General features: G+C 60.9%; 10 protein-coding genes. 6 read left to right on the forward strand and 4 right to left on the reverse strand.

Annotated elements, in window-relative coordinates:
- The first annotated feature begins 16 nt into the window (after positions 1-16).
- Positions 17-718, forward strand: coding sequence for an MIP/aquaporin family protein (locus QA646_RS08285; RefSeq protein WP_283058585.1), 702 nt, complete (start codon positions 17-19; stop codon positions 716-718).
- Positions 715-1,143, forward strand: coding sequence for an arsenate reductase (glutaredoxin) (arsC, locus tag QA646_RS08290; protein ID WP_283058586.1), 429 nt, complete (start codon positions 715-717; stop codon positions 1,141-1,143). The genes QA646_RS08285 and arsC overlap by 4 nt, the downstream gene beginning before the upstream one ends.
- A gap of 228 nt (positions 1,144-1,371) precedes the next feature.
- Here the strand turns inward: arsC and QA646_RS08295 are convergent, their stop codons facing one another.
- On the reverse strand, positions 1,372-2,472 hold the full coding sequence (locus QA646_RS08295) for a hypothetical protein (protein WP_283058587.1): 1,101 nt from the start codon (positions 2,470-2,472) through the stop codon (positions 1,372-1,374).
- A gap of 526 nt (positions 2,473-2,998) precedes the next feature.
- Here QA646_RS08295 and QA646_RS08300 point away from each other — a divergent pair.
- Positions 2,999-4,444, forward strand: a complete 1,446-nt coding sequence (locus QA646_RS08300; protein ID WP_283058589.1) for an adenylate/guanylate cyclase domain-containing protein — start codon at positions 2,999-3,001, stop codon at positions 4,442-4,444.
- Between the two features lie 48 nt (positions 4,445-4,492).
- Here QA646_RS08300 and QA646_RS08305 read toward each other — a convergent pair whose 3' ends face one another.
- Entirely contained in the window at positions 4,493-5,227 is a 735-nt protein-coding gene (locus QA646_RS08305; RefSeq protein ID WP_283059008.1) for an ROK family protein, read from the reverse strand.
- A 167-nt stretch (positions 5,228-5,394) separates the two neighbouring features.
- Between QA646_RS08305 and QA646_RS08310 the strand changes: the two genes are divergently transcribed.
- Together QA646_RS08310 and QA646_RS08315 are read left to right on the forward strand one after the other, a co-directional pair.
- Complete coding sequence (locus QA646_RS08310) at positions 5,395-7,803, forward strand: glucan 1,4-alpha-glucosidase (protein ID WP_283058591.1); 2,409 nt, start codon at positions 5,395-5,397, stop codon at positions 7,801-7,803.
- 436 nt (positions 7,804-8,239) lie between these two features.
- Positions 8,240-8,452: a cold-shock protein gene (locus tag QA646_RS08315; RefSeq protein WP_028752932.1), complete on the forward strand. Its 213-nt coding sequence runs from the start codon at positions 8,240-8,242 to the stop codon at positions 8,450-8,452.
- A gap of 265 nt (positions 8,453-8,717) precedes the next feature.
- Here the strand turns inward: QA646_RS08315 and dusA are convergent, their stop codons facing one another.
- Positions 8,718-9,731, reverse strand: a complete 1,014-nt coding sequence (gene dusA, locus QA646_RS08320; RefSeq protein WP_283059009.1) for a tRNA dihydrouridine(20/20a) synthase DusA — start codon at positions 9,729-9,731, stop codon at positions 8,718-8,720.
- 220 nt (positions 9,732-9,951) lie between these two features.
- A complete protein-coding gene (locus tag QA646_RS08325; protein WP_283058593.1) occupies positions 9,952-10,923 on the reverse strand; it encodes a DMT family transporter in 972 nt (323 codons plus the stop codon).
- A gap of 228 nt (positions 10,924-11,151) precedes the next feature.
- Between QA646_RS08325 and QA646_RS08330 the strand changes: the two genes are divergently transcribed.
- A complete protein-coding gene (locus QA646_RS08330) occupies positions 11,152-11,847 on the forward strand; it encodes a fumarylacetoacetate hydrolase family protein (protein ID WP_283058594.1) in 696 nt (231 codons plus the stop codon).
- Positions 11,848-11,853 lie beyond the last annotated feature (6 nt).

The following is an 11,853-nucleotide window of genomic DNA, read 5'->3' on the forward strand; positions in this document are numbered from 1 at the left end:
CCGGTGGTCTGAAGCTATGACTTCTTTTCCGCTCTCCCGCCGCCTTGCCTCTGAGGCTCTCGGCACAGCGCTTTTGGTTGCGACCGTCGTCGGTTCGGGCATCATGGCGGACAGGCTGACGGCCGATACGGCCCTGGCATTGCTCGCCAACACGCTTGCGACGGGTGCGATCCTTGTCGTACTGATCACCGTGCTGGGGCCGGTTTCCGGCGCTCACTTCAACCCGGTCGTATCGCTGGTTTTCGCCCTCCGTCGCGGGCTGACCGCGATGTCGGCTCTGGCCTATGTCGTCGTGCAAATTCTTGGTGGCATTGTCGGAACCATCCTTGCGCATGCCATGTTCGAACTGCCCTTGCTTCAGGCCTCGACCACCATCCGTACCGGCGGCGCGCAATGGCTCGCGGAAGTAACGGCCACCTTCGGCCTCGTCTTCGTGATCCTCGCCGGCTTGCGTTTTCGGTCCGAAGCAGTGCCATGGCTGGTCGGTCTCTATATCACTGCAGCCTACTGGTTCACGGCTTCCACCTCATTCGCCAATCCGGCCGTCGCCATCGCCCGCTCGCTGACGAACACCTTTGCGGGCATCCGCCCTGTCGATCTGCCGGGCTTCATCGTTGCGGAAGTCCTGGGCGCATTGCTGGCGTTGATGCTCGTTGGCTGGCTGTTGATGGAAGCCCGCAATCCTCAAACTCTTACGGAAACGGAACCCGCCCCATGACCATGGACGTCACGATCTATCACAATCCGCAATGCGGCACGTCGCGCAATACGCTGGCGATGATCCGGAATGCGTGCATCGAACCGACTGTCATCGAATATCTGAAAAATCCGCCGACCCGCGAACAGCTCGTGAAGATGATTGCGGATGCAGGTTTGAGCGTCCGCGAGGCAATTCGCGAGAAGGGCACGCCCTACGCCGAACTCGGCCTCGACAATCCGGACCTGACCGACGATCAGTTGCTCGACGCCATGTTGAAGGACCCCATCCTGATCAACCGCCCATTCGTCATCACCCCGATCGGCACCCGCCTTGCCCGCCCTTCCGAGCTCGTTCTGGATATCCTGCCCGACACCCACAAAGGCCCCTTCACCAAGGAAGACGGCGAGCAGGTTCTCGATGACCAAGGCAAACGCATTGTGTGAATGCGTGCCGCTTCCTGCCGTGCTTGTCATCGAGGCCGGCACGCCCCTCTTTCCGCAAGAACACGCTGGACGAAATGACCGTCGGCAGGACGGAGAAGCCGGTGCCGGAACAAGCTGATTATTCGGGTAAAGCCGCGCGTCTGGTCCTATGAGGATGTGGTGGCGGGAGCCTGGGAGATTGGCGGTTTCGGCTGGGAAGCGCCTCAAGGCGGCGAGAAGAAAATCCAGCTAAGCTTTGAGAAACAGCACAATCACGTCTGCCAGACTGTCCCACATCGACATGAGATGTTCCGGCGACGGAGCAAAGTTCGATGAGTGAACGTATTTGTTTAGCGTGTCGGCTGAGATCAGCTTGTCGCCCTGCTTGAACTTGCGAATCACATCCATCTGTTTACCGTCGAGCTTGCTAGCTGCCTGGAGATGGAGACCCGCTTTTTCCAGTCGAGTCGCGAGCTTGTCGTTGTCGTGGACTGAGACGCCAGCTATGCTGATATAGTTCTCCAAGGCCAGTTCAATGAGAACACGCAACAGCACCGAAACAGCGTTAGAATGCTTTCTCAGATCAAGATGGAACTGAAGCTCCTCCCAAATCTGATGATGCCGTTGAAGACGGCCGGGCCAGTTGAAAGCGAAATCTTTATGGGGAATGAGCGTCGTACGGACTGTTGGGGTGACCTTTGCGGTCGGCTTGGGCTTAACGGTCTTTGATGTGACCTTCGTGTCGTCACTCTTCGCGAGTATATGGCTCGAGCCTGGAAGGACGCCCTCGCTTTCGAGCTCGTTGAGGTACCGCTCTTTCCCATCGACGTCCCAGATATGGCCCAGCACGACTTTGCGGCTTGCAAGATCGTTCGCGATCCGGGCTAGCGCATTAAGGGACATCGTTTCGTCATGTGTGAACGCGAACCTGCCGCCCTTCATGCTGATGCCAACCCGCGTCCTGAACGGTTCTGCCGAAAGCAAGCGGTTGAGTGTGGACCGTGGAATCTTTCTGCGAGACGGCAAAAGGTGGGCATTGGCCAGGCGTTTCTCGATCTCATCGGCAACACTAGGTCCGCTACCCTTGCCCGTACGGGCGACAAAGGTCGCCTTCATTCGGTCGTCCCATGTGCTCTGGCCGATGCCGTTCTGGGTACCGGTGTGCCTGCGGTAAAGAATCTCGTCAACTCGATCCCGATCGGTTTCAACCTGGCAATGGAAACTCTCGGGGAATGGACCCTTCCAGCGCGCCCGCTGCTCACGAAATAAAGCCTGAAGTTCAACCGTTGGCGCACGGCGAGGATCGTCGAGCAACTTCAGACAAGTGACCCTTCGGTTGCCGTCGAACACTATGTACTTGCCCCCCATCTAGCGAGACGAGCGGAAACTCGTATATCTCACCGCGATCGACGATATCCTTTGCAAGGTTACGCATATGCTGCTCGCGCTCTTTGAAGAGCCAAGCGATAGCTGCAGTTTCGTTTTCGAGTTCTCCATGCCTATCGTTGGCACGATTGACCTCAAGCGAACTAAGCGGAAGGTTTCTAATTGCCATTCTGTCCCCCGACACAATACTACTAGTATAGGTTGATTTTGCAATAGTAATATCTCGCCTCATTCTCGCTTCGCCCCAATATTCTCCTTACCTTTTGTCGCAAATGCCGTCATATGCCCGCTTGGGTATTTGTATGCCGATGACTGGACCGATTTGGCTATGCCAGCTGCAAATGAAATCAAAGGCCTCAAGCCCGCCGAACTCGCCGTCATGGATGCCCCGAAGCAGACCCGTACCCCATTCTCTGCTATAATCTCAAACAGCCAAAACACCTCCCAAGCCACGGCCAAACCTGATCAATAGCCGAAACACAGGTGCCACATGACGGACGTTCAGGAACGGCTCCTTGAAAGCAAGATCGCCGAGATCGAGCAGGCCCGGTCTTGGAGCCCGAGGGTCATCTCCAAATTCGAAACGCTGATCCGCAGCGGTGATGACTTGTCTCTCTTCCGCGTCAATCCCCTCGCCTTCGCTCGCGACCGCGCCATTGCGGAGGCGGAGAGCATCGATCTGTTTCTCCATGCGACCCGCAGCGGATTGTTCGAGATGAGCTGGGACGTGGTGTGTCCCCAATCCGGCATGGTGCTCGACAGTTTCGGCGCCTTGCGAACGTTGAAGACACACTATGTCTGTGGCCTCTGCGATGTCAGCGGCGAAACCAATCTCGACGATTTCATCGAGGTCACCTTCACGGTGTCGCCAAACCTCCGCCGCCTGTCGTTTCATGATCCCGCCTCGCTTTCCGTCGAGGATTTTCACTGGAAGGCGCGATTCCTGAGCGACGCGCGGATACCCGGCCAACCGATCCGCTTTCTCGACGTCCTGCAGGGGCTGGTTCGCGGCCTCTCTTTCCTGCCGCCAGGCTCGATCACGACCTTAACGGCGGAACTCGGTCCCGGCGCCCTGGCAGGCATCAATGTCCAGACCCAGGCGAGTTTCGCGTTGCCTGTCGCGGGCGAGCCCGCGACAGTGCCGACGCACCTGCGGATCGCATATGACGGGCAGCGCTTTTCCGCTTCGCTGCCGGCAGTGCCGCCCGGCCCTGTCATCATCGACGTGCAGAATTCCGGCGCCGCACGCGGCTCGCTGCTGCTGATCAATTGGCCACCGGAAATCCTGGCCCAGACGATCAAGCCGGCTCTCGACTTCGATCCCTACATGTCGGGCGGCATGCTGCTTGCCCGGCAGACCTTCCGGCGCCTGTTCCGCTCGGAAAACGTCGACGAGAAGGAAGGTCTCGGTATCCGTCAGGTGACCCTGCTGTTCACAGACCTCAAGGGGTCGACCGCCATGTATGAGCGGCTTGGCGATCTCAATGCCTATGCGCTGGTTCGCGAGCATTTCGCCTTGCTCGGCGCGACGGTGCAGGAGCATTCGGGCGCGATCGTCAAGACGATCGGCGACGCTGTGATGGCTGCTTTCTCCCGACCGGCGGATGCCGTCTCGGCCGCGCTGCACATTCTGGGGGTCATCGAACGCTACAATGCTCAGCATGGCGACCCCAGCCTTATCCTGAAGATCGGAGCCCATTGCGGCCCCTCGATCGCCGTGAGCCTGAACGAAAACCTCGATTATTTCGGCCAGACGGTCAATGTGGCCGCACGCGTGCAGTCATTGGCAGGCGCAGGAGAAATTTGCATTTCCGAAGCCCTGTTTTCGGCGCCGGGCGTCAGCCAACTCCTTGCCGGCCAAAGGCTGGTTGCTTTCGAGGCTCCTCTCCGGGGCGTCGAGGGAACTGCGTGTGTATATCGCGTGATGCCCAATTAGACACCGAGGGGCGCCATCGATCCAGTATAGTGCCTGCCTTGCTGCGGTTCAAAGCCGCAGACTATCATCCAACCACACCCGAAAACCGCCGCGGAAGGCGTTGTCGTTATTGCCGCGCCGGCATTTCGGCGGCAGTTCCTTGAGCCGGTCGACATTGCCACCGCCGATGACGATGTAGTCCGGCAGCAGGGCCTTGTCCAAACGATCGGCGACATCGAAGACCGATTTTCGCCATTTGCCCTTGCCCCGACGCTCGAGGCCGCGTTCGCCGACATAGTCTTCGAACGTCGCCTTGCGGTAGGGCAAATGCGCCAATTCCAGGGGCATGCAAACGCTCTCTGCAATCATGGCTGAGCCGAGGCCGGTACCCAGGCCGAGGAAGAGCATACGGCCGGCCTCATAGCTGCCGATCGCCTGCATCAGCGCGTCGTTGACCATCCGCACAGGCTTGCCGAGGACTGAGTCAAAATCGAAATTCTTCCATCCCGTCCCGAGATTGAACGGGTCCGCGGCCGGGCGATGCGCGACTACCGGTCCGGGGTATCCCATGGTGACGAGGTCATAATGCCAGTCGGCCGTCAGATCGCGCAGCGCCGCCACCATCTTGGCCGCCGTCATTTGGTGCCCTGACGCGACCGCCCGTCGCTCGCTGCCACTGCTGAGCTCCACCTTCACATGCGATCCGCCGATATCGACGGCAAGCACAACGGGGCTGGCCGGCGCCGCCCGCGCCTTCGGCTTGCCATGATCGCGTGTTTGCTCTGCTACGGGTGCTTCCGTCATGTCATCCATGTCTAGCGCTCCTCTTTGGGTCCGGCCCTTCGTCGCTCCCCCGCCCTATCGGGCGCAAGTTCGGCACCGGCTGTCAAGCCCAGGCGTATTGCAGATCGCGTGATTTCAATCCAGGATGGCTCGCCGCAGAGGCGCGCATAGGAGCGGAGGATCGACACTTGGCCTTTCCGACACAGCCACCCGGTTCCGTAGTCCCGCCCGGTGCTCCCGGCATCGAGCCCCGCTGGACCTCGAGCGACAAGAGCGCCGTCGGCACTGCCGTCAGCACGGCAAGCAACGTCTGGTTCACGGCGAGCCATGGCATCCTCAACGAGATTTACGCGCCGCGCCTCGATATGGCCTGCGTCCGTGATTTCGGTTTCATGGTGACGGCCGACGGCTATTTCTCCGAGGAGAAGCGCGACGCCGATCATCGCGTGGAGGCGATCGAGGACGGCGTCCCGGCTTTTCGCCTCGTCAATACCGCCCGCGACGGCCGCTATCGCATCACCAAAACCATCCTTTCGGACCCGGAGCGTGAGGTGGTGCTGCAGGACCTCCATTTCGAGGCGCTCATCGGCAAACTCTCCGACTACCGGCTGCATGCCCTCGTGGCGCCGCATCTGGTCAATGGCGGCTCCGATAACACGGGCTGGTACGCCGATTTCAAAGGCAGGCCGATGCTTTTTGCCGAGGGTTCCGGTCGGGTGCTCGCGGTCGCCGCCTCGGTGCCTTGGCTTGCGCGTTCGGTAGGCTATGTCGGTTTCTCCGACGGCTGGCAAACACTGTCGCGCGGCGAGAGCCTGAAGGAGGAGTACCGCTGCGCCACTACCGGCAACGTCGCGCTGTCGGGAACGCTCGACATCGGGGCGAACGAGGGGCGCGCGCTGATCGCCATCGGCTTCGGTACGCAGCCGGAGGAGGCTGCCTTCCGTGCCGTCCTCAGTTTGGAACAGGGCGTCGAGCCGGCGCTGAAGCATTATCGCAGCGGCTGGCGGGAGTGGCAGGCCGGCCTGCTGGCCTTGGACGAGCCCCATGATCCCAACCAGCTCAACCGATACCGCGTCAGTACCGGCGTGCTCGCCACCCATCGCGACGATGCCTCCGGCGCCATCATCGCCAGCCTTTCCATCCCGTGGGGTTTCAGCAAGAGCGACGACGATCTCGGCGGCTATCACCTGGTCTGGACACGCGATCTGGTGGAAACCGCCGGCGCGCTGCTTGCCGCCGGCGCCAGGGCCGACGCGCGTTCCGTGCTCGACTATCTCGCGGCGATCCAGGAGGCGGATGGCCATTGGGTGCAGAATGCCTGGCTCGACGGCCGACCCTACTGGTACGGCATTCAGATGGACGAGACAGCCTTTCCGATCCTGCTATACGACATGTTGCTGCGCGCCGGCGCGATCGACGCCTCCGAGAGCGGCCGCTACCTGCCGATGATCGAGGCCGCTGCGGCTTATATCGTCAAAAACGGTCCCGCCACCCAGCAGGATCGCTGGGAGGAGGATGCCGGCTACTCGCCCTTCACGCTTGCCGTCGAGATCGCCGGATTGCTCGCGGCCGCCGATGCGGTGGAAGCGGCAGGCCGATTGCCGGCGGCGCAATATTTGCGCGAGGTGGCCGACGGCTGGAACGAGCGCATAGAGGAATGGACCTACGCCACCGATACGGACTTGTCGCACAGTCTCGGCATTGAGGGCTATTACGTGCGCATCGCATCGGCCACGGACGGCAGTTCGTCACTGCGGCGTGACTTCATTCCCATCCGCAATCGCGACGACGGGGAAGAAGTCGTGGAGGCGGACCTCCTTCTCAGCCCGGATGCTCTGGCGCTGGTACGCTTCGGCCTCCGCGCCGCCGACGATCCGCGCATTATCGGCACCGTCAAGGCAATCGATTCGGAGTTGCGGCGCGAGCTCCCCGCCGGGCCCTATTGGTACCGCTACAATGACGACGGCTACGGCGAGCGCACCGGCGGCGCGCCCTTCGCCGGCAGCGGTGTCGGGAGGCTCTGGCCGCTGCTGACGGGAGAGCGCGCCCACTATGAACTCTCCGCCGGACGGCCGGATGAGGCGCGGCGCCTGCTGGCAGCGCTGGAAGCCTCGGCAAGCGAAGGCGGGCTCCTGCCCGAGCAGATCTGGGACAGCGACGACGTGCCGGAACGCGAGCTTTTTCTCGGTCGCCCCTCCGGCAGCGCCATGCCGCTCGTCTGGGCGCATGCGGAACACATCAAGCTGCTGCGCTCGATCCGCGACGGCGTGATCTTCGATATGCCGCCTCAGACCTTTGCCCGCTATGTCGGCGCAAAGCCGGCGCCCGCGCCCTTCGCCTGGCGCCTGACCAACAAGCGCAGCCAAATGGCAGCAGGCCGCGCCCTGCGCATCGAATTGCCCGAGCCTGCCCTGGTGCATTGGTCCACCGACGGCTGGGCAAACTTCACCGATACGCAGGCTCGCGACACCGGCTTCGGCACCTATGTCTGCGACCTGCCGACGAAGACGCTCGGCCCGGGCACGATCGTCTTCACGATCTTCTGGACGAATACGCAGCGATGGGAGGGCACGGATTTCAAAATCGAAGTGGTTTGATCCGCTATTATCCGAATGACTCATCGCAAATAAATTGTCGTCGAAGCGACGCCGTTGATCGGTATCCGGGTAATTCTCGCCGCATCGTAGTACCAAAGTGAAACAAGGGCGGCCGTCGCCGGCGCATGCGTCACCTCTCCAACCCCTTGAAATCTCCTTCCTATCCGGCCTCATTCCCGCTTCGCCCCAATATTGCCCCTTGCCTTTTGTCGCAAATCCTGTCACCCATATGCGCGCTCGGGCATTTGCATGCCGGTGACTGGACTGATTTGGCAATGCCGACTACGCGAGGCAGCCTACAGAGGTTTATCCTCTGCGTAGACGTTCTTTCCCCGTACGTGAACTTCTCGACTGGCTTTCGCATGGCGGAGGCAAAGCCGTCCGGGAAAAAATTCCTGGACAGAATATTCAGACTGAAGGGAAAAGGACTATCCCAATGGCCACCAAGGGCATCGTAAAATTCTTCAACCAGGACAAGGGTTTTGGTTTCATCACCCCGGACGGCGGCGCTAAGGACGTATTCGTCCATATTTCCGCTCTCCAGGCTTCCGGCATCCAGTCGCTCCGCGAAGGCCAGCAGGTCACCTTCGACACCGAGCCGGATCGCATGGGCAAGGGCCCGAAGGCTGTCAACATCAAGGCTTCCTAAGTCTGAGTTGATTACCGGATAAGATTTCGAACGGCGTGGTGCAAACCGCGCCGTTTTGCGTTTCCCCTTCTCCCCAGCGGGGAGAAGGTGCCCGAAGGGCGGATGAGGGGGCCGCAGAGCGTCAGCGATGCGGGCCGTGAGCGCAAGCGAAGGGCAATTTCCCGGTAACGCCCCCTCGCTCCGCGCTTACGCGCGACCCATACCGGGGTTTAGCCACGGGTCTCACCCCGGTCCTTCGGATCCCCGATGGGGCGAGGGTAATTGGTTAAGCGCTCACCCGCTCGCCCTCGCCGGCAAAATCCACCGCCGCAAATGCCGCCGCGATCACCTCCGGCCCCGCCCCCGGCTTGTTGGCATCGGTGGAGAGTATTTGGCGGTAACGGCGAGAGCCCGGCAGGCCGGTGAAGAGGCCGACCATGTGGCGGGCGACATGCTGCAGGCGTCCGCCCTGGGCGATGTGGCGCTCCGTATAGACCATCATTCGGTCGCGCAGGTCGTTCCAATCCGGCTCAGCGGACGGTTCGCCATAGAAGCGCTGATCGACATCGGCGAGGATGGCGGCGTTCTGATAGGCAGCGCGGCCGAGCATGACGCCGTCGACATGGGCAAGGTGCGCTTCGGCTTGATCCAGCGTCTGGATGCCGCCGTTGATGCCGATGAAGACATCGGGCCAACGCTCTTTCATCCGGTAGACGATCTCGTAATCCAGCGGCGGGATTTCGCGGTTTTCCTTTGGCGACAGGCCCTTCAGCCAAGCCTTGCGGGCGTGGATCCAGATCGCGTCGGCACCGGCATCGAGCACGCGGGTGATCAGCTCAGGCAGCGCCTCTTCCGGCTCCTGCTCATCGACGCCGATTCGGCATTTCACCGTAACCGGCGCCTTGGAAACCCTCTTCATCACGCCAATGCAATCCGCCACCGTCTCCGGCGTCAGCATCAGGCATGCGCCGAACGTGCCCGACTGCACGCGATCCGACGGGCAGCCGACGTTGAGGTTGATCTCGTCATAATCATAGGCCTCGGCAATCCGCACCGCCTCCGCAAGCTTGGCGGGATCGGAGCCGCCCACCTGCAGCGCCACAGGATGCTCACTGGCGTCATGACCCAGCAGCCGATCGCGCGGCCCATGGATAATCGCATCCGCAACCACCATTTCGGTATAGAGCAACGCATGCCGGCTGATCTGCCGATGTAGGTACCGACAATGCCTATCCGTCCAGTCGATCATGGGAGCGACGGCGAAAACGGGCTTCCGCGTATAGAGGCTATCCGCCTGCATTCCGGGCTTTTCTGCCGATTCGGTCATGTCTTGTTTACTCGCATAATTTTCTTTGCCCATTCCAAGCGTCTATTACTGCGTCGAAGCGATCCTAGAAGGCGCGCAGCAACAAGATGGGCACGATTTCGAGAGGCGATATACAGCACAGATAGGAATAAAGCGAGACGGCGTCAAAGCGCAAAGCCCCGTGCCGAGATGACCAGCAACGCCACTCTCGGCATCAAGGCCTTACCGCCGCAGGTTCGGCCTTCTGCTTAAGGAGGGTGACGAGCAGCAGGCCAACGACGATGATCGCTGCGCCCTCAAGATGATAGGACCGCAACTGCTCGCCGAGAAGCAAGTAAGCGAGCACGGCGGTAAAGATGGTCTGGAGATAGAGCATCAGGCCGGCCCGGGCCGCACCCAGCGCCTCGACGCTCCGATTGAAAAGGTAGTAGGTCATGGCCCCGCCTGGGATCGCCACATAGGCAAGTGCAATCAACCCATTGCCGTTGAGCGTCGAGCGCTCGTCGGACCCAAGCTCCCAGAGGTAGAAAGGCAGTGCCGTGAGCACCGCGGCGCCCAAAAGCAGTACGAGGAGCGGAAGGCGCTCTATATCGAATTTCGCGCGGCGGAGCAGGACAGTGTAGAGACTGAAGCAGAAAGAGCCGGCGACGATCCACAGTTCTCCCGGATTGATATCGAGACGCATCAATGCCGCCGGGCTGCCTTTGATGACGATGACCACGATTCCAAGAAAGGCGATGATTGATCCCGTCACCTGCCAGGTTCCCATCGGCTCGCCAAGAAGGAGGCGGGCTAGAACCATGGTGAGAATGGGGATCAGGGCCATGATGATGCCGGCCGTCGTGGCATCCGCATGTTGCAGGCCAGTGAAGAGCAGGCCCTGGCAGATCGCAAGCCCAATGCCGCCGATGCAGAGGAGCGCCAGCGGACGGGCCTTCGCGAGCGCAAACATCGCGCCAAAATGCCGGCGCACGATCGGCAACAGGATGGCCCAGGCGATTAGCACGCGCCAGAAGCAAAGCGCCCAAGGGGGCATTTCGTGAGAGACCCATTTCGCGGCGATATAGACGCCGGATGACAACAGCCAACAGAGGACCGCCACAGAATAGGCGGCGGCCAGCGAATTGCCCGTCCCCTGTTCTGTCCTGACGCGACCGGTATGGACCCCCAAGACATGTATCGCCATAGTTTAGTTATGCCATAGTTCGTGCAATCTGCACAGATGAGCACGTCTATGAGCTACGGCAAATATTTTGCCTCCCACCTCTCACGGCTGGAAACCCACCTGTCCGGAACTTTACACCGAAAGGTTCCAGAAGGTTGGTTTTCCCCTCCACTCTATTGGTGCTAGGTTGCGGTGGAGTCGGAGGGCATGGATCTTCTGGCAGCAGACGAATTATGTGAAGAGATTGTCATGACCGAACAGCTTGCCACCGTCATCCCCCTGCCCGCGCCCGTTCTATTGCCGATTGAAGGCGAAACCGCATTTTTCCCCGTGCGCCGCGTTTATTGCGTCGGCCGCAATTATGCCGACCACGCGATCGAGATGGGCCACGACCCCAACCGCGAACCGCCCTTCTTCTTCCAGAAAAACCCCGACAATCTCTTGCCGAATGGCGATTTCCCCTATCCGCCGCTGTCCTCGGATGTGCATCATGAGGTGGAACTGGTGGTTGCGCTGAAAAGCGGCGGTGCCGATATCCCGGCCGAAAGGGCGCTGGATTGTATCTACGGCTATGCCGTTGGCATCGATTTCACCCGCCGCGACCGGCAGGGCGAAGCCAAGAAGCTTGGCCGCCCCTGGGAAGTCGGCAAGGCCTTCGAACATTCTGCCCCCGTTTCCGCTCTCGCACCCGCAACAAAAGTCGGTCATCCTGACATGGGTGGCATCTGGCTGATGCGCAATGGCGAGTCGGCGCAAAGGGGCGACCTGTCGCAGATGATCTGGAAAGTACCGGAAATCATCACCGAACTCTCCAAGCTGTTCACGCTGGCGCCCGGCGATGTCATCATGACCGGCACGCCGGCCGGCGTCGGGCCGGTGGCGCGCGGCGACAAGATAAGCTGCGCCGTCGATGGCGTCGCATCGCTGGTGCTGAACGTCGTTTGATCGAGG

It is taken from the genome of Rhizobium sp. CB3090, assembly GCF_029714285.1.
Lineage (GTDB): Bacteria > Pseudomonadota > Alphaproteobacteria > Rhizobiales > Rhizobiaceae > Rhizobium.

Coding starts and splice junctions, on each gene's coding strand:
- dusA (WP_283059009.1), bottom strand. CDS start 9,731: ATGCAGGCGGATAGCCTCTATACGCGGAAGCCCGTTTTCGCCGTCGCT.
- QA646_RS08285 (WP_283058585.1), top strand. CDS start 17: ATGACTTCTTTTCCGCTCTCCCGCCGCCTTGCCTCTGAGGCTCTCGGC.
- arsC (WP_283058586.1), top strand. CDS start 715: ATGACCATGGACGTCACGATCTATCACAATCCGCAATGCGGCACGTCG.
- QA646_RS08325 (WP_283058593.1), bottom strand. CDS start 10,923: ATGGCGATACATGTCTTGGGGGTCCATACCGGTCGCGTCAGGACAGAA.
- QA646_RS08330 (WP_283058594.1), top strand. CDS start 11,152: ATGACCGAACAGCTTGCCACCGTCATCCCCCTGCCCGCGCCCGTTCTA.
- QA646_RS08315 (WP_028752932.1), top strand. CDS start 8,240: ATGGCCACCAAGGGCATCGTAAAATTCTTCAACCAGGACAAGGGTTTT.
- QA646_RS08305 (WP_283059008.1), bottom strand. CDS start 5,227: ATGACGGAAGCACCCGTAGCAGAGCAAACACGCGATCATGGCAAGCCG.
- QA646_RS08300 (WP_283058589.1), top strand. CDS start 2,999: ATGACGGACGTTCAGGAACGGCTCCTTGAAAGCAAGATCGCCGAGATC.